We start from the raw sequence: 19,214 nt of genomic DNA, 5'->3' as shown, positions 1-19,214 counted from the left end.
CATTTTTTAAGATTGCTACTTTCATCTTAATAAGAGGTTTCTCTCTATTTCTTGGCCGTACATATCATGAAGTTTTAAAGCTAGCATTAAATTAAATCTCACTTCTGCATCACTTAACTGAACATCTAATAGAGATTCTATTCTTTCAAGGCGATATAGCAAAGAACTTCTATGTATATAAAGCTCTTCAGCTGTATTTTTAACATTCCCATTATTTTGTAGAAACGTATGAAGAGTATTGCAAAGATCGGTATTTTTCCCTTCTGAATAAGATAGAAGCCGTCCAAGTTGATTACTTACAAACAGGGCAACTTCCATGGAGTAGTTTAAGTGATGAAGGATCGCATATGAACCAAGTTCATCAAATAGCATATAACCTTTTTGACGTAAGCGACTATTGACAATATTTAGTGCCTGAATGGCTTGCTGATAACTTAAAAAGTAGTCTTGTATGTTACTAGTCATTCCTCCAATCCCCATAAACACTTTGCACCTTATATTGGTTTCCCCCACCCACTTGTTGATCTTCGTATAAAGTAATTGCCAATATTTTTTCGATTGTGTCCCTTCATTTTCACATGGAATTATTAACACATTTTTCTCCTCATGGGTTGCCGTTATGATGGCATAATCTTTTTCTGGTAAATGTGATTTAATATAATCCCATATAAGGTTCCTTTTTGACTGTTGTTCAAAAAGATTGGATCCTTTTACTTCATCTTCATCCAAAATGATAGACAAAACACATAGTTGATGGCTTTGAAATAGGTCCCATTGAAAAACATTTGCAAACTGTAAAATTCCCTCTTTATCTTCTACTTGTTTAGATAATAATTTACTAATAAAACTATCTTTTGTCTGTTCTTTTGCATCTAGTATGATTTTTTGCTTAATAAATTGGAGTGAATATATATTACGAGCAAGTTCAATTGTTAAACGATCGATCTCATCCATTTCTTGGCCCATTCTGCGTACGGCAAGATATCCTAGTAAACTTCCTCCCCCATGTACCATCAAGAACGAAAAAAAGGCGGAGGGATCACCTGAATCCTTAATTAAAAAGTAGTCTGGACTCTTTAATTTTCCCTTTTCTCTTTGTACAATTTCGGTAAGTTGATCGAGAAGCTGACCCTGATTGACTCTATTATTCATATGGACTGAAATTGGCTGCAAAAAACGGTCAAATAAAATCACTGGATTTTGAAATAGATTCGAAAGCATCGAGGTAATGCCATCAAAACCATCCACTTCTATTGTTTCTTTTACAAGCGCTTGTTGGAAATCTAAAAGAAATTGGAGGCGATTTTTATGCTCCTTCTCACTGTTAAATAGTCGTGCATTTTCTAACATGGTCGCTACATGATTAGACAATAGCTCTAATAGTCTCAAGTCATTTTCTGTAAATACATCTTCATTATTGTTCTCGATATGCAATACGCCAATTGTACGTAATTCTATGATTAAAGGGATGGTTAGTTGAGTGCCTCCTGGCTTCTCGAGAAATGGAAAATATTTATTCAGCTTATAATTATCTTCAATCATAATTGAATCAGGATGTTGTTTCTCTCCATAGGAAGGCGGTTGGAATATAAAACAATTTTCCTTTTCGTCATATAAATAAATACAAGCCAAATCAGCATTTGTTCCTTTTCCAGCCCTTAATGTTAACTCTTCAATGTGCTTTTCAATAGGAGCATTAAGAGAAAGGTTTTTGCCAATCCATTCAATCCCTTCGATCTTTTTTAACTGTGATTTCTTTTCTCTAGCCATTTCCATTGCCACAGCAATATCTTTACCGAATTCTTCAAAAGGAGCCTCCATTTCTAATAGTGGAACATAATTTAGGAATCCAATGATACAAAAACCTAAATCGGAATCGCTTTCATATAAAGGAACAGTAAACCATGTTTTTATTTTTGCCTCTTTAAGTACTCTAGATAAATTACAGGTTTCAGGAGGATCAGCGTTTTCATTCGTTAGGCTTTGTCGGAGAAGTCTGCTGGAGCAATATTTTTGTTCAAGGGGAAAATAGTTGGTGAGTTCTGGTACGTTTCCACTCCAAGCTTTAGTCACGAAGTTTCCTGTTTGATTTAAGATAACCCCTACAAAATCACAATAAAGTTCACTTTGAAACGAAGCTGTCAAATATTGTAGTACTTCCTCTTCCGTATCAAACTTTACTAGTTGTCTGGCAGTTGATCGTAAATGATTTTCTAATTTTTTCATAAGGTGATCTTTTACTGTATTTGGCATAGCTCATTCCCCTCGTTTTTGAATTTGATTTTTGAAAACAAAAAATATTCAAAATTTACTAACTAAAAATACTATACTCTTTTTTTAGTAAACAGTAAAATCCCATAGATTACTCTTTGGGATTAATAGCTGAAACTTTTCTATATATTTATTTATCTACTATTTGTCGTTTTTTATGCTCCAGCTGATTTAATGCCAAGATAAGCTGAGATCACCTGAGGATTAGAGCTTATTTCGTCTCTTGTTCCATTTATAATCATTCTTCCCTGATCAATGACATAGGCTTGATCACACACTTTAAGTGCAGCTTTCACATTCTGTTCTACTAATATGACCATTGTTCCTAAATCCTCTTTAATGATCATTAATGTATCAAGTATTTCATTTACTATTTTCGGTGCAAGCCCCATGGAAGGTTCATCTAGAAGGATGATTTTAGGATTTGACATCAAACCCCTACCAATGGCTAACATTTGCTGTTCTCCACCACTTAAATTTCCACCAAGGTTTTTCAAATGTTTCTTTAATCCAGGGAACATATCAAGTATTTTCGTTAAATTTTCTTCTGCTAGCTTCTTCTCCTTATAATATTTTGAAAAGATTCCAAGCAATAAATTTTCCTTTACAGTTAGGTTAGTAAAGATTTGTCTGCCTTCCGGAACGAGACTTAAGCCTTTTTCAACTACCTTATTAGCTGGATAGCCGCTTATAACTTCATTCTCAAGAGTAATCGTTCCAGATGTTGGCCGATAAAGTCCAGCAAGCGTATTTAACAGCGTACTTTTCCCAGCACCGTTTGCACCGATGATTGAGACAATTTGTCCTTTTTCCACCTGAAAATAGATCTCATGGAGAATTTTTATTTTCCCAATATGGGTACTTACGCCATCAACCTTTAGCATTAGACAACCTCCTCTCCTAGATAGGCAGCAATTACCTTTGCATTTTGTTGTATTTCGTCAGGAGTTCCTTCCGCAATCTTCTTTCCAAAGTCAAGGACAATTATACGATCTGCAAGCTCCATCACCGTCGCCATTTTATGTTCAACAAATAAAAAGGAACTACCTTCTGATTTTAATTTTTTAATATAATCTGCCATTCTATTGGTTTCGTAATCATTCAAACCTGCCATTGGTTCATCTAACATAATTAAATCTGGTTTATAAACAATCGCTCTTGCAAACTCCAACTGCTTTTGAAGGCCATATGATAACTGGCCTGCCTGTTCGAACATTAATTCTTCTAGGCCAACTAAATGAATTGCATCTAACGCTAGGTCATAGGCAATTCTTTCATCCTTTAAAATCCTTGGGAGTCGGAAGGCAGCATTCACCACATTGGTTTTCAACTTGACATGAGCACCCATCATTACATTTTCAAGGACAGTCAAGTTGTGAAATATTTGTAAATTCTGGAATGTCCTAGATATCCCTAAGTGAGCTAGTTGGGGAATCTTTTGTCCTGTTAATTTATTACCTTTGAAGTATACTTCTCCATTTGTCGGAGAAAGAAAACAAGAAATCATATTAAATAAAGTTGTTTTGCCTGCACCGTTTGGTCCAATGACTGCTACGATTTCTCCAGCCCCTACATCATAACTGATATCAGAGACCGCTGTAACTCCACCAAATCGTTTTGTTAATCCCCTTACTTCAAGTAGTTTTGACATGACCTATTAAACTCCTTTTTGAGAAATCATATCTTTATGAGCCTTTACACTTACTTTCTTTTTGGGCTTAATCTTTTGAATCGGTTTTGAAATAACATGTATCAGCCCTTTTGGTAAGAACATCATAATCAAAATAATAATTAATCCGTAAACAACAATCTCCACTTCTCCACTAATACCAAAATAAGTGTGTCCTACAAAGCGAATGATCTCATTCAAAAACATAATAACTGTTGTTCCTAGAATCGCACCCCAAACGGAGCTTGCCCCTCCAACCATTACCATAATTAAAAACAAGATTGATTTTGTTATATAAAATGTAGGTGGAGCAACAAAGGTAATATAGTGAGCATACATACTTCCTGCTAGCGATGCAAAAGCAGCACTTAATGCAAAAATAGCAACTTTATAATTCTCCACTTTCACTCCAAGTGTCTCTGTTGCTATTTCGCTATCATGAATGCTTCTTAACACTCTCCCTACATGAGAGCGGACGATATTTAGTGATAATAATAGAACAAGAACAGCAGCCGTCCAAACAAAGAAGTAGAAAAATAATTTATCTGTAAGCGGTACTCCAAATAAAGACAAGGAGGGTATCCCTATTAAACCTGCGGCTCCACCTGTTAACTGATTAAGACCTAAAATTAAAATATAAAATATGATGTTAATTCCAAGTGTTGCAAGAGCTAAAAAATGACCTTTCAATTTTAAAATAGGTATTCCAATTATATAAGCGATAAAAAAAGTAGTAACCATTCCTATAGTAAGTGCTATCCAGGGTGAAAGCTCAAAACTAGTAGTTAACACACCCGACGTGTAAGCTCCTATTCCAAAGAAAGCTGCATGCCCGAGGGATATTTGTCCTGCATAACCAATTAACAGACATAAACCTAGAGAGACGATTGAATAGATTCCTATTAAGATTAAAATGGTAAAAATATACGGAGATTTTACTACGAGAGGTAAAATCAAAATAAGTCCCACTAAAAATAGGATAGGTTTCAATCGATTTCCATACAAGATTTTTTCCAGCTTCGACATCTATATTCCCCCCCCTACTAAACTCTCTCACCTGAAGCTCTTGCAAATATTCCATTCGGTTTAAAAAATAAAACAAGGATCAGTACGAGAAATGTTATCGCATCACTATAAAACGTGGAGATAAAACCTCCAGAAAAAGTTTCCAACAAACCGACAATTAAAGCGCCTGCTACTGCCCCTGGAATACTATGCATACCTCCAATGACCATCCCAACAAATCCTTTTACACCAATTAGAAATCCCATTTCATACGTTGCGTCAGTAATAGGGGTAATCAAAATTCCAGCAATAGCTCCTAATGCGGCAGCCAAAGTGAAAGCCAAGGCTGACATGGTACTTGTATTGATCCCCATAAGTTTCGCGGCACGTTGATTCTTTTCACATGCTCGTAATGCAGAACCGATATAGGTTTTTTCAAAGAATACGTATAGCACAGCTAACAGGATTAACAAAACGATGAAAATAAAAATACTTTGAGGGTTAATAACTGCACCCATAAAATGAATGGGTTCCATTTTAATTAAGGGAGCAAGTTGCTTCGGATTGGTCCCCCATATAATTAATCCCATCCCCTTTAAGAAGGTGGAAACTCCTATTGTAATAATGATTAAGATAATGACTGTAGTATTTCTAGCATGTCGAATAGCCGTACGTTCTACTATTAACCCTATGGTAGCTGAGATAAGAATAGCTAAAATAATAGATGCAGATATTGGTAGTCCTGCATTCGCAAAAGTAATACAAGTCAGCGCACCAATCATCGCAAATTCACCCTGGGCAAAGTTTAATATGCCGGTAATGTTATAGATAGTCACAAAACCGATGGCTAATAAAGCATAGATACTTCCAACTGTTAGCCCCGTTACGATATATTGCATGAGTAATTCCATGGAGGTACTCCTTTCTTAATACCAATGGCAGAGCCTATGTTTCTGCCATTGGTCCTTTTTATTCTTACCATCTAGATACTCTTAAAAACACAACGATGGAACTAATTCTACTCATAATACTTCCATTCATTATTCTCAATACCAAGAACTGAGAATCCATCTTCGTAAGGTCCTACATAATCCGATTGTAATTCGAAGGAACCCGTTAACCCAGAATACTTATTGACTTCTGTCTTTAAGTAATTATGAATATCTTCAGAGGTGGTATTTCCTGCTTTAATCGCCTCAATTAGTAGATGGAACCCATCCGCTGCATGTGCGGTAAAATTATCAGGATCACTATTAAACATTGCACGATAATCTTCACGGAACTTTTCTAATCTGTCTTTTTGCTCTCCATTTGGTAATTGATCAACAACACTTAATTTACTGCCAATTACGTAGATATTTTCATTATTATCTTTCACTTGGTCTAAGAACCCTTTATTAGCAGATGCAGAAGATTGAATCATAGGAATATCAAACCCGAGTGCTTTAAAATTACGTGCTACGATTCCAGCACCTGGTGTTCTTGACCAAACGATTACTGCCTCTGGATTCTCTTTCCGAATATTTGTTAATTGAACCGTCATATCCGTAGCAGTTGCATCAAATTCCTCATGTGCCACGATTTTTATGTCATTTTCTTTTGCTACCTTTTCAAAGGAAGGGAGACCTTCTACTCCAAACCCATCACGAGCATTAATCCAGGCTACTTTTGAAATATTATTTTCTTTTAAGAATTCAATTATTAAGTTAGCATTCGTTAAGTTACTTGGTGCCATTTGATAAATATCCTTCGCTTCAGGATTAACAGGAGCCACAGTCATTAATGGTATTCCCTCGCTAGAGATTTTGGGTAAGATTGCCATTGAGGTACTAGCTTGAGTGGCACCAACAACCGCAACTACCCCTTCTGAAATTAATTTGTCTGCAGCAATCACAGCTTTTGTATCGTCCGTTTCATAGTCTTGCATAATAATTTCAATTTTCTTTCCATTTATAGATCCTTCTTCATCTAATTGTTGCTGGATGAGCTTCACATAATTCGCCTGAGTTTTTCCTAAAGTAGAAGCAGGACCGGTTTCGGCAAAAATAGCTCCAATTTTTATAACCTCTTTATCACCGTCACCATCATTTTTATCATTACTACTAGAAGTTTCCGTGTTACAAGCAGACAAAGCTATGACTAAAATTAACATCAAACTAAACGAACAAATAGATTTCCAAAACTTTTTCATTTTAAGTCCCCCTTTTAACCATGTTTAATTGCAACATTCGCATCTTCTAAACCCTGAAAGTAAAAATTAGTTCGTAACAATTTGTGTCATTAAATAATAAAAATAAACCTTTCACCTCCACTAAAAAACCTATTGTATCCGCTTTCAAAACATAAGAGATAAATAACCAAGAAGCTTTTTAGAATGGAGTCAAAATAAGCGGAGAAATAATATTCAAGAATGTTCAGAAATATCTGTAATTAGATTATAATTGATGGGTATTTTTAAAAATACCTACACCATATACTAAAAAACAAGATCATTTTCGTCATTTTTGTGGAGAAACTATGATTTATAAACTTTTTATAGTAGTAGAATTCTGAAACTCTCCTAATATTAATAATTTGACTTAAAGAACTTCGATCCAGTTTCTTTCATAAAAAATAAGAAAGCAGGGGACTATACATCAAGCCCCCTGCTCCTCACATATTCAAATATACAAAATAATGCCCCTGCCAAGGAATTTCATTTTAACACATACTTCGGGTTAACCAAACACTTTCACATTTTTTCTCAGATTATTTAAAAGACCTATTGAACTGAAAAGAATCGCTAAAATTCTTAAGTGTGTACAGTCTAGCCGTCAATATAAACAAATCATTATAGTTATGTTGGACATATTCATCAATAGTGGTGAGTCCTTTTTGAAAACTATCAACTAAATAGTAAGTGTACTTTTCATCCCATTCAAACTGATTGATTCGATGAAGTTCATCCGCAATAATCTTAAACTTATATTCGCTAATAAATAGTTTTACTTGGTATATTTTATCTGACTCGACCATGAAACTGTTTTTATGTTTTTCAACAAATTGAATAAAACCCTTTATAGCATCAGCAAGTAAAAGTGCCTTCTGCATCTCATGATTCATACACTTCATCTCCTTAGAAATACTATTAAGAAAAGTGTATGAGCGGAAACGTTCTTGTAACACAGATAATCATCACTTATTATCCTCAAGTTAGTATTTATATAATTTTCTGAACATTTAATTTTTCTTCATTGCCCTAATATAGGTAAATTGAACAAAAATTCAAATATTTCAATATAATAATTTATTTCACAATTTATAATATTCGTGTTAAACTATCTGATATTAACGTAGCAAAGCAAAATAGCTTTGTTTTCAGTCTTTATTTTTAATTTATAAAATTGGAGGGTAAAATGAAAAATCTATTTCTTAAGTGGAATGAAGTGAGCCTTGTTAAACGTATCCTCGTAGGCATGATTATCGGAATCATCTTTGCTTTAGCGATTCCGGATGCAACAAAATGGGTATCTATTTTCGGTTCATTATTCGTAGGAGCACTAAAGGCTGTTGCCCCAGTGTTAGTTCTTTTCCTAGTTATGCACGCCATTTCTAAGCACAGAACTGGTCAACAAACCAATATGAAATCTATTATCGGGTTATATGCAGCCAGTACCTTTTTAGCAGGACTTGTTGCGGTTGTGGCAAGCTTTATCTTCCCGGTTAGTTTAACTCTTACATCCGGAGCTGATGACCTAACTCCTCCTGGAGGAATTGTTGAAGTCCTTAGAACATTATTATTTAATATTGTTGATAATCCAGTAAATGCTCTAATCAATGCAAATTATATTGGTATTCTCACTTGGGCTATCCTTCTTGGAATCGCCCTTCGCAGTGCTAATGACTCAACTAAAAACCTGTTAGAAAGCTTTTCAAATGCGATTTCTCAACTTGTTAAATGGGTAATCAGCTTAGCACCAATTGGAATTATGGGTCTTGTGTATGATGCAATCGTAACAAACGGATTATCTGCATTATTAGACTATGGAAAACTACTTCTTGTACTAGTAGGTTGTATGTTCTTTGTTGCTCTTGTGGTGAATCCAATCATCGTTTATGTAAACATTCGTACAAACCCTTATCCATTAGTATTTAAATGCTTAAAAGAAAGTGGAATTACGGCCTTCTTTACTCGTAGTTCAGCAGCAAATATTCCAGTTAATATGACATTATGCGAAAAACTAGATCTAGATAAGGACACCTATTCTGTCTCTATCCCTCTAGGGGCAACGATTAACATGGCTGGTGCAGCGATTACGATTTCTGTTCTGACTCTAGCAGCTGTTCACACCCTAGGTATTCAAGTTGATATTGGTACTGCCCTAATCCTTAGTGTTTTAGCAGCTGTCTCTGCTGCGGGTGCCTCAGGTGTTGCTGGTGGTTCACTCCTGCTTATTCCTTTAGCTTGTAGCTTATTTGGAATTTCTAATGATGTGGCCATGCAAGTAGTTGCAGTTGGTTTCATCATCGGTGTGGTACAGGACTCTTGTGAAACGGCTCTTAATTCATCATCTGACGTACTTTATACAGCTACTGCTGAATACGCAAAGAAGCGTAAAGAAGGTAAAGCAGTTAAGATTAGTGCTTCTAAGAAAAACCGGGCATAGCCCGGTCCTTTTCATGGTTAGAGAATATCCGATAATTTGTACTCTATGCCATGTACCCCTTTATAATACTCAGGATACATTTCACCCCCACATTTTTCACATGCAAACATAGGAGGAGTTGTCGGATCTCCATCATCCATTAAATCGAAATCCCTTACCACGTTAATAGGAATCTCTTCTTTCTCATGACACGCCAAACAAACATAGTTGACGCTCTGTTGCTTGGACTGGTTTAGGCTTATGTTTTTCTTCTTTTTCTTTCCCTTTTTGCGGGTTTTTGATACCGGTGAGATCGTTAATCATCCTTTCTAAATAAGCTCTTGTAGTTTTGCATAAGGCTACCTTTATTTCTAATTTACCATTTTCAAGGCAGACTTCTCCCTTGTATTCATAGTAACATTCACACCTCTGACAAACGAGAGGGTCTTTCTTGCCACTGGCTACTATTCTTTCACGCCACGTCTGGCGACGTAAGGTTTTCTTAACTTTTACAACCCAACGTCTTGCTTTTTGTTGCCAAGTACTCAACACTTTTTTACACAAGTTTTTTGATCTTCTAGAATACATACCGTAATGCCGAATAGTTTTAAATTGCTCGTCTGGGATATGGCGAATTAAACGTGAAATAAATTCTTCGACACTTACGGTTTCGGATTTGTCTTTTCCGTCAGTTTTATCCTTATATTTGAACGTAACGAATTGCCCATCATATGCCTCAATCCGATTGATTCCAATCGCTGGTCGACGAATATAACGGCCAATATAACGAAGTTGTTCTTTTATTTTTCCCCTCTGTTTAGGTGCATACACATAGAAGCCTTCGCCATTATTGGTGAACGCCTTTTGAAGTCTTGGTTGGATTCTTTTCTTTTCTCTTGGTGAAACTCCGTTTCTAATTAATTTTAATACGACCGTTTGCCATTGTTTACGAAGCATCGTAAATGGCAAGAAATCATACTGCTTCCATTCTCCTTTTTCTGTTAATCCACCCATTGTAACTAACATATGTACGTGAGGATTGAAGTTGACCCTTGAACCAAAAGTGTGGAGTCCAGCAATAATCCCAGGTGTTACCTTTGCTTTCTTTTTGAAAAAGTCAGTAAGTAGTCTTGCAGAAGCATCCATTAAATCTTTTAATAGATGTCGGTGAAGGAGAAATACATCTCTTAGTCCTTCATCAATCGTAAAAATTACGTGCCGATGATTAACCTGAAGAACATCTTCAGTAAGTAACCTACTCCATTCTTCACTTTCTCCAACAGAGCACGTGGTACAAAATCGACCTTTACATCGGTAAGGAACCTTTCGCACATCATGACAACCTTCACACACAAATAACTTAAATCCATTTTTGATATCCCCACAATCTCGAAATTTCTCAACCTCCTTAATTACGATAGGGCGGATTTTAGCACCGTGTTTTCTTTTGAAAGCTTCCCAATGTTGGTGTTTATCAAAAAATATTCTTCTCAATATATTGGTCTCCATAAAATGAAAATACCACAGCTTAAATGACTGTGGTAGACCCAAATTTTTATACTTTCTTATCTTTAAATAAATACTAACCCCCATTCATTTAGCTGAATGGGGGTTGTTTTTTACCTGATTTACCTTTTCTTTATGATATTCAAATTTTTCTATTAGCTTACTTCTCAAGTCATCATCCAAACAGCTTTCCACTAATAAAAAATGATAATTCATTCGAAAATTGTGCCAACTATACAGTATCTTAGATATTAACGTCATATGTACCGCTCCTATCCTAGATTAACGTGTTGGACTTTACCCGAATCTAATGAATCTTAAACACAACAATCATTACTTTGAAATGAATTTAATAACACCAATAATACCTATCCATATCGGAAGACTAATCACCATAGCCCACGTAAATCCTTTAGCAAAATTCCCTTCATGTTCTTCCATTGTCATCACATCCACTTTTTTATTCTTTATGACCAAAATAGTGGATGATTAAACAAAGTGATGTCCAAGACTTCATCCAAAAAATTTTTAAATCGTTTAATATATAGCAACAACCTTCTTTTCAACATCAGAAGAATCTAATATACTCACATTAATAATCGAATTCCTATTACAAAAATCATTGTAAGCGTTATCAAATGGTGAGAGGAGACTAAACATGCAATCAACACAGGTATTAAACAAGAGTTATATTAACGGCGAATGGACGGAAGGAAAAAGTGAACGAACCTATGATATTTTAAATCCATATGATCATTCTGCGATTACCTCAGTACATCTTGCTACCAAAGAACAGCTAACTGAAGCATTCAATCATGCCCAAAGAGCTCAAAAAGAATGGGCCAAGTCTACCGTTGAAGATAGAAGAGCGGTTCTACATAAGGCTGCAGAATATTTAACTATGAATCGTGAAGAAATAGTTTCTATCATCGTACGAGAAACGGGTGGCACTTTTTTAAAGGCCAATGTGGAGTTACATCTTACCCTAGAATTTTTAGAGGAATCCATAAAATATGCTGATGAAATTTATAAATTAAAAGAAGTACCTGGATCACCTGAGAAATTACATCATATTTACCGTCTCCCACTGGGAGTTATTTCTTCTATTTCACCTTTTAATTTTCCAATGAATCTGTCTATGAGAACGATTGCTCCAGCAATTGCTTTAGGAAATAGCGTTGTTCATAAGCCAGATATCCAAGTGGGACTTTCAGGCGGGATCATCATTGCAAAAGCATTTGAATATGCCGGGCTGCCAAAAGGTGTTTTAAATGTGATTTTGTCTGATATTGAAGAAATTGGAGATGAGATGTTAACCAACCCTCAATCCAAGCTAATAAGCTTTACTGGCTCTTCTGCTGTCGGAAGACGTATTGGTGCCATCGCAGGACAAAATTTAAAACGTGTAGCTCTTGAATTAGGTGGAAACAGTCCATTTGTTGTCCTGTCAGATGCCGATGTCGAACAAGCTGTGAATGCTGCTATCTTTGGAAAGTTTATTCACCAAGGACAAATTTGTATGATTATTAACCGAATCATTGTTCATAAAGATAAATATGATGAGTTTGTTGATAAATTTGTAGCTAGAGCGAGAGAACTTCCGTTTGGAGATCCAAGTGATCCAAAGACAGTTATTGGGCCATTGGTTAACGAGCGCCAATTGGAAAAAGCCCTTCAATACATTGAAGAAGCGAAACTTGAAGGAGCAACTGTTGCTTTAGAAGGGAAACGAGTGGGTAACGTCCTTACTCCATTTGTTTTCACGAATGTCAATAATTCTAGTAAATTGGCACAAACCGAGTTATTTGCTCCTATTGCTACTATTATTAAGGCACAAACAGATAGTGAGGCCATTGAAATCGCTAACGATACTGATTATGGACTAAGTTCAGCCATATTTACAAAGGACTTAGCCCGGGGAGAAGAATTAGCCCTCCAAATTGATAGCGGGATGACACATATTAATGACCAAACCGTAAATGATGCTCCAAATATTCCATTCGGAGGAAATAAAGCTAGTGGATTAGGTCGATTCGGAAATCCATGGGTGGTCGAAGAATTCACAGTAACGAAATGGGTATCTATTCAAACAACAAACAGACAGTATCCATTCTAAATATTAATCAAAACTTGAAAGCACATGAGAATACAATTCGCTCTCATGTGCTTTCAAATTTCCACTTTTCTATTAATTTTTACTGCGCATTCGATCAAGCAGAACAGCAATGACAATGACTATCCCTTTTACGACTTGTTGCCAATAATAATCTACGTTAAGCAAGGTCATCCCATTTGTTAGTACAGCCACAATTAACACGCCAATGATGGTTCCTTGTATTCTTCCTCGTCCTCCTACAAAACTAGTACCACCAAGAACGACTGCTGCAATCGCATCCAGTTCAAACGCGATACCCACCATCGGCTGTCCAGAGAATAAGCGCCCTGCCATCACCACTCCACTAATACCTGCAAGCAAACCACTGATCGAGTAGACATTAATTAATGTACGATTCACTTTAATTCCGGTTAGATGGGCAGCCTCTTCGTTGCCGCCAATCGCATAGACATGGCGTCCAAACATCGTGTATTTCAATACGACAAACATGATGAGATAAACTATGGCCATGATATAGATCGGAGTAGGTATTCCAAATATTTCACCCGCTCCAATAAACTTGAACTTCTCTGATGCTAAAACTACGGGATAACCACCTGTAATGACATAAGCCAATCCTCTTAAATAGGTCATACTACCAAGTGTGACGATAAACGCCGGAAGCTTGGGTACTGCTGTTAAATAACCGTTAATCGCCCCAGCCACATATCCAACACCAGCTCCAGCTAACATCGCTAAACCAACAGGAGCACCAGCATTTGAAAGTAAAACAGATATAACACCGCTTAAAGCGAGAGTCGAACCAACTGATAAATCTATCCCACCTGTTAGAATCACTACCGTCATTCCAGCAGCCAGGATTGCTGTAATCGAGCTTTGCTTCAATACGTTTAATATATTACTTGAATCTGTGAAATTTGGTGCTATTACACTCATAACTACGATTAACAAAGCAAGAATGATTAACATGCCCAGCTGATTAAATATTTGTTTGGAACGATCCTTGAACGTAACTACTGTTGGATTAGTAGATTGTACATTTATATTCATCATTTAACCTCTCCTGTAGCATAGTACATGATTTTTTCCTGTGTTGCTTCCTCATGAGACAGTTCAACTTTTAATTTACCTTCGTGCATTACTAATATGCGATCACTCACTCCAAGAATTTCGGGTAATTCAGAAGAAATCATCAATACAGCAAGCCCTTTCTCAGCTAGTTGATTAATAATTTTATGAATCTCTGTTTTCGCACCTATATCTACCCCACGTGTTGGCTCGTCGAGTAACAATACTTTTGGACCAATAGAAAGCCATTTTGCAATAACGACTTTTTGCTGATTTCCACCGCTAAGGCCCATTACGTTATGTTCTTTAGATGCCGTTCTGACTCCAAGTTCCTCAATATAACGATCCGCTTCACGGTTGATTTTCTTGTACTGCAAGAACTTAAATTTACGGTACATAGGAAACTGTACCATCATGATATTTTCTTTAACAGATAGATTGGGTAATAAACCCTGTTCTTTCCTGCTTTCAGGTACATGGGCTATTCCTAGCTTTATTGCATCAATTGGATTTTTTATTTGAACCAAGTTACCTTCTATGATGATTTCGCCCTCAGACAATTCTGATAATCCAAAGATGGTTCTTACAAGCTCTGTTCGACCAGCTCCAACAAGTCCTGCTAAACCAACAATTTCCCCAGGATAAATTTTCAAAGAGACATTTTTCACGATCTTTTTGTCTGAGACACCTTTCAACTCGAGTACTGGTTGATTCTTCGTTCCTATATTATTTTCCTTTCTCTCTCTTACAAACAGCTCATTTAATTCTCGTCCTACCATAAGTTTTACTAGGTGCGTAGGATTTGTTTCAGATATTGGACCGCTTGTGACCAATCGACCGTCTCGAAGTACGGTAAAACGATTGGAAATTTTAAAAATTTCATCCATTCGGTGGGAAATATAAACAATCGCAACACCTTTTCTTTTTAATTCATCTATGATTGTAAAAAGCTTCTCTATTTCTTTGTCTGTTAAAGAGGCGGTTGGTTCATCCATGATTAATATTTCTGAGTTAAGTGATAGTGCACGAGCTATTTCTACCATTTGTTGTTGAGCGACACTTAATGAACTAACATCTGCTCGAGGATCCAATGTAGAACCAATCGATGTTAAAATTTTCTCTGCCTTCTCATAAATATCATTCCAGCTGATTAAACCCATTCTATTTTTCTTTAAACTGGTACCCATTAATATATTTTCTCCAATCGATAAGTTGGGAGATAAGCTTATCTCTTGATGAATCACACTAATGCCTTTACTTCTAGCATCCATGGGATGATTCCACCGCACTTCTTCACCTTTATAGACGATCGATCCACCATCCGGCTGGTACACACCTGCCATTATTTTCATTAAAGTAGATTTCCCTGCACCATTCTCACCCATTAATGCATGAACTTCCCCTTTAAAAAGATCAATTTCAACATTATGTAACACCTTCACACCAGAAAACTGCTTTGATACGTCCTTCATACTCATAATAGGTTGTATATTTATAGATTGATGCTTCGTTTGTTGCTCTTTCGTTACATTCATTCCTGCCCCTCCTTACTTTACATTTGGTGTAAACATAGTGCTCGATATTGAGCACTATGTTTATCTTTTCATTCCGAGGGGTATGGATTACCACCCACTATATGAATCAACATTTTCTTGAGTAATGAATTCAGTAGGGATAAGAACTTCTGAGTCAACTTTCTCTCCATCTATTATTTTTAATGCTAAAGCTACACCATCAATTACCATTTGATTAGGGAACTGTGCTGAAGTTCCGGCAAAGCTACCACCTTTATTTAGTGCATCAACAGCAGCTGGAGCACCATCAACACTTACGAGGAAGAACTCATCTTCTCTACCAGCTTGTTCTTGAGCAATTTGTACTCCAACCGCTTCTTCGTCGTTGATCGTGAAAACGGCATCAATTTTCTTATTTGCAGATAATATTCCTTCCATTACAGTTAGCGCCTTCTCACGGTTACCTTCACCGTTTTGGTTAGCAACCACTTTAATGTCAGGATATTTGCTTATCACTTCATTAAAGCCCTTAATTCGGTCTGTAACCGCTGATACAGGAGGTCCATCAATAATGACAATATTTCCTTTTTCATTCAATTGCTCTACTAGGTACTCAGCAGCTAATCTCCCCGCTTGAACATTATCTGACATCACCACTGTATCGATTCCACCTTCTGCAAAACCGTCAAGAGCAACAACCGGAATTCCTGCTGCTTTTGCTTGACTAACTGCACCTGCAATTCCAGCTGAATCAAATGGACTTAATAAAATAAGATCCACTTTCTTTGTAATAAAGTCTTCAATTTGAGCCGTTTGCTTTGCCAGATCATGATCGGCACTCACTGTAATGACTTCAGCATCATACTTAGCAGCAACTTCTTCAGCTCCTTTGGACATGGCTACGAAGAATGGATTCCCCAAAGTTGGAACCGTCAACCCGATCTTCAGTTGCTTTTCTTTATCTTCAGTATTATTTTCATCCGTAGCATTCGTAGAAGAACTCTCTCCACTGCTACAAGCATTTAATAAAGTTAAAAGTAATACGAATAATATAATGTGAAATCTCTTCATAATTTTCATGGTATCAAAACCTCCAAATAATAATTTCCTAGAATAATAGTCGTTTTTTTAAAATACTTGAAAAAAAGTCTGTTTTGCCATACCATAAAAATGAGTTCTAAAATTCTATATAATTTTAGGCATACTCAAATAGAGGTATGATTTAGGGGTTTTTTCCATTTGGCCGTGGGTCCCCCTGAATCGTACTTTTTTCTTGCTTTTTTCTGTAAAGTAAAATAAAAATTCACTATCTAATAGATTTTCCTTTATTATGTATAAGCCTCACCTCCAAAAATAGAGCGCTTTCATAAATCATTTGCATTCATTCATAAACGTGGATGTTTTTGATCGTTTATGCTCATTTTTGATTATATGTTCTTTTTTACCATTTTTCAATAACAATTTTCAGAAAAGTCAAAATTGATATAGTCTTTTTTTATTTTTCTCAAATTTTAATTGACTGAATTATTATTTATTGATAATATCTAACTTAATTCAATACAGCCGCCATGATGGTAGTGGATCAAACTATTACCGGAGCAGCTTCTGGAGAGACCGTATGCATACGGCGCCGAAGGATTCACAATCTCAGGCAAAAGGACAGAAGAGAATGTTTGCATAATAATATTTTTGCACACTCTTCTTACCCGAGATTGGAGATACTCCAATCTTTTTTTATTTCAAAAAAATAATGAGGTGGAACAAATGGAAAGAAGACGTGCAGTGGTAAGTGTGATCGGAAAGGACAAGGTTGGCATTATTTCTAAAGTAACAACGATTCTTGCTGATAATAACATGAATATTTTGGATATCAGCCAAACTATTTTACAAGACTTTTTTACGATGATGATGATTATTGATGTGACCGGTAACGAAAATTTGTCACAACTCCGTGACCAACTGGATTTAGTTGGGGAGGAAATGGACTTAAAAATAAACATTCAGCTTGAAGAGATTTTTCAAGCGATGCACAGAATTTAGTTAGGTGGGGACAGACTATGACAATTGCAATGGATGAAATCCTTCAAACTATACGAATGGTTCAGATGGAAAACCTAGATATTCGAACCGTAACAATGGGAATCAGTCTCCGTGATTGTGCGGATTCCGATTTCCATAAAATGCAGCAAAATGTATTTCATAAAATTACTACTTATGCTAAGGATTTAACGAAAGTAGCAGTAGAAACAGAAAAAGAATTTGGCGTGCCGATTATTAATAAGCGTATATCTATTACGCCCATTGCTGAAATCCTAGGAAACGCAACCGTTGAACAAACGGTAGAGCTTGCAAAAACACTTGATCTAGCGGCAAAGCAATTAGGTGTGGATTTTATCGGAGGATTCTCTGCCCTAGTTCACAAAGGTTTTTCTAAAGGTGATGAGACCTTACTTAAAGCCTTGCCAGAAGCACTTAGTGTAACAGAAAGAGTTTGCGCCTCTGTTTCAGTGGCGACTACTCGTACCGGTATTAATATGGATGCGGTTAAGCAATTAGGTTTTGTTATCAAAGAAGCAGCCGAGCGGACAAAGGATCAAAATGGAATTGCTTGTGCTAAGCTCGTTGTGTTTTGTAATCCTGTTGAAGATAATCCATTTATGGCTGGAGCTTTTCATGGAGCTGGAGAAGGCGAAGCGGTTATTAACGTTGGTGTTAGTGGCCCTGGTGTCGTATTGAACGCGTTAAAAAAACACCCACATGCTGACCTTGGAGAAGTATCTGATATTATCAAAAAAACAGCGTTCAAAATTACACGTGCAGGTGAGCTTATTGGTAGAGTGGTAGCCGAGAGGCTCGATATTCCGTTTGGGATTATGGACCTCTCTTTGGCTCCTACCAATGCCATTAATGATAGTGTTGCAGAAATCTTAGAGGAAATTGGCCTTGAGCGCGTGGGTACTCATGGAACAATCGCAGCCTTGGCCCTCATGAATGACGCGGTGAAAAAAGGTGGAGCCATGGCCAGTTCTTATGTTGGTGGATTAAGTGGAGCTTTTATTCCGGTCAGTGAAGATAATGGAATGATTCGAGGAATTATCGACGGTGCTTTAAGTTTATCAAAACTTGAAGCAATGACATGCGTCTGTTCAGTTGGACTTGATATGATTGCTATAACAGGAGATGTTACGCCTGCTACCCTATCCGCAATGATTGCAGATGAAGCAGCTATCGGAATGATAAACAAAAAAACAACAGCAGTAAGGGTCATCCCTGTACCTGGAAAGCAAGAAGGAGAAATGGTTGAATTTGGAGGACTACTTGGGAGAGCACCCGTTATGGGGGTAAATCCATTCAGCTCACAGAATATGATTAATCGCGGCGGAAGAATTCCCGCACCCCTACAAGCACTGATTAATTAATTTTAGAATTAAGAAAAAAAC

Annotated in this window: 15 protein-coding genes and 1 riboswitch; of the genes, 4 read left to right on the top strand and 11 right to left on the bottom strand. The window is 36.5% G+C overall.

Annotated elements, in window-relative coordinates; genetic code table 11:
• Positions 1-21: 21 nt before the first annotated feature.
• From MKX65_RS08910 to MKX65_RS08880, 7 genes are all read right to left on the bottom strand, one after another.
• Complete coding sequence (locus MKX65_RS08910) at positions 22-2,253, bottom strand: helix-turn-helix domain-containing protein (protein ID WP_160545491.1); 2,232 nt, start codon at positions 2,251-2,253, stop codon at positions 22-24.
• Positions 2,254-2,426: 173 nt separating this feature from the next.
• Positions 2,427-3,155, bottom strand: coding sequence for an ATP-binding cassette domain-containing protein (locus tag MKX65_RS08905; RefSeq protein WP_160545492.1), 729 nt, complete (start codon positions 3,153-3,155; stop codon positions 2,427-2,429).
• Positions 3,155-3,922 (bottom strand): ATP-binding cassette domain-containing protein, encoded by a 768-nt coding sequence (locus MKX65_RS08900; RefSeq protein ID WP_160545493.1) that lies wholly within the window; start codon positions 3,920-3,922, stop codon positions 3,155-3,157. Before MKX65_RS08900 ends, MKX65_RS08905 begins: the two co-directional genes overlap by 1 nt.
• Positions 3,923-3,928: 6 nt before the next feature.
• Complete coding sequence (locus tag MKX65_RS08895) at positions 3,929-4,966, bottom strand: branched-chain amino acid ABC transporter permease (RefSeq protein ID WP_340903287.1); 1,038 nt, start codon at positions 4,964-4,966, stop codon at positions 3,929-3,931.
• Positions 4,967-4,983: 17 nt separating this feature from the next.
• Positions 4,984-5,856, bottom strand: coding sequence for an ABC transporter permease subunit (locus tag MKX65_RS08890; protein WP_160545495.1), 873 nt, complete (start codon positions 5,854-5,856; stop codon positions 4,984-4,986).
• A gap of 107 nt (positions 5,857-5,963) precedes the next feature.
• The gene (locus MKX65_RS08885; RefSeq protein WP_340903286.1) at positions 5,964-7,136 is read right to left on the bottom strand and encodes an ABC transporter substrate-binding protein; all 1,173 of its coding nucleotides are present in this window, start codon (positions 7,134-7,136) and stop codon (positions 5,964-5,966) included.
• 557 nt (positions 7,137-7,693) lie between these two features.
• The gene (locus tag MKX65_RS08880) at positions 7,694-8,047 is read right to left on the bottom strand and encodes a hypothetical protein (RefSeq protein ID WP_160545497.1); all 354 of its coding nucleotides are present in this window, start codon (positions 8,045-8,047) and stop codon (positions 7,694-7,696) included.
• Positions 8,048-8,340: 293 nt separating this feature from the next.
• On the opposite strand from MKX65_RS08880, the gene sstT reads away from it, so the two are divergent.
• The gene (gene sstT, locus MKX65_RS08875) at positions 8,341-9,591 is read left to right on the top strand and encodes a serine/threonine transporter SstT (protein ID WP_340903285.1); all 1,251 of its coding nucleotides are present in this window, start codon (positions 8,341-8,343) and stop codon (positions 9,589-9,591) included.
• Between the two features lie 183 nt (positions 9,592-9,774).
• Here sstT and MKX65_RS08870 read toward each other — a convergent pair whose 3' ends face one another.
• Positions 9,775-11,079, bottom strand: coding sequence for an IS91 family transposase (locus MKX65_RS08870; RefSeq protein WP_083967595.1), 1,305 nt, complete (start codon positions 11,077-11,079; stop codon positions 9,775-9,777).
• 655 nt (positions 11,080-11,734) lie between these two features.
• Between MKX65_RS08870 and MKX65_RS08865 the strand changes: the two genes are divergently transcribed.
• Positions 11,735-13,192, top strand: coding sequence for an aldehyde dehydrogenase family protein (locus tag MKX65_RS08865; protein WP_340903282.1), 1,458 nt, complete (start codon positions 11,735-11,737; stop codon positions 13,190-13,192).
• 72 nt (positions 13,193-13,264) lie between these two features.
• Here MKX65_RS08865 and MKX65_RS08860 read toward each other — a convergent pair whose 3' ends face one another.
• The 3 genes from MKX65_RS08860 to MKX65_RS08850 form a co-directional block, all read right to left on the bottom strand.
• A complete protein-coding gene (locus MKX65_RS08860) occupies positions 13,265-14,242 on the bottom strand; it encodes an ABC transporter permease subunit (protein ID WP_160545713.1) in 978 nt (325 codons plus the stop codon).
• The gene (locus MKX65_RS08855; protein WP_340903281.1) at positions 14,242-15,795 is read right to left on the bottom strand and encodes a sugar ABC transporter ATP-binding protein; all 1,554 of its coding nucleotides are present in this window, start codon (positions 15,793-15,795) and stop codon (positions 14,242-14,244) included. Before MKX65_RS08855 ends, MKX65_RS08860 begins: the two co-directional genes overlap by 1 nt.
• Positions 15,796-15,882: 87 nt before the next feature.
• Positions 15,883-16,854 (bottom strand): ABC transporter substrate-binding protein, encoded by a 972-nt coding sequence (locus MKX65_RS08850; RefSeq protein ID WP_340903280.1) that lies wholly within the window; start codon positions 16,852-16,854, stop codon positions 15,883-15,885.
• Between the two features lie 515 nt (positions 16,855-17,369).
• Positions 17,370-17,447: riboswitch (glycine riboswitch) on the top strand.
• Positions 17,448-17,538: 91 nt separating this feature from the next.
• On the opposite strand from MKX65_RS08850, the gene MKX65_RS08845 reads away from it, so the two are divergent.
• Together MKX65_RS08845 and MKX65_RS08840 are read left to right on the top strand one after the other, a co-directional pair.
• Positions 17,539-17,814 carry an ACT domain-containing protein gene (locus tag MKX65_RS08845; protein WP_160545501.1) on the top strand — a complete coding sequence of 92 codons (276 nt, stop codon included), beginning with the start codon at positions 17,539-17,541 and terminating at the stop codon, positions 17,812-17,814.
• A 17-nt stretch (positions 17,815-17,831) separates the two neighbouring features.
• Entirely contained in the window at positions 17,832-19,193 is a 1,362-nt protein-coding gene (locus MKX65_RS08840) for a PFL family protein (RefSeq protein ID WP_340903279.1), read from the top strand.
• Positions 19,194-19,214 lie beyond the last annotated feature (21 nt).

This window comes from Robertmurraya sp. FSL R5-0851, from assembly GCF_038002965.1.
Taxonomy (GTDB): domain Bacteria; phylum Bacillota; class Bacilli; order Bacillales; family Cytobacillaceae; genus Robertmurraya_A; species Robertmurraya_A beringensis.
Note: the sequence above shows the minus strand (reverse complement) of the source record. Positions and strands in the feature narration are given on the sequence as shown.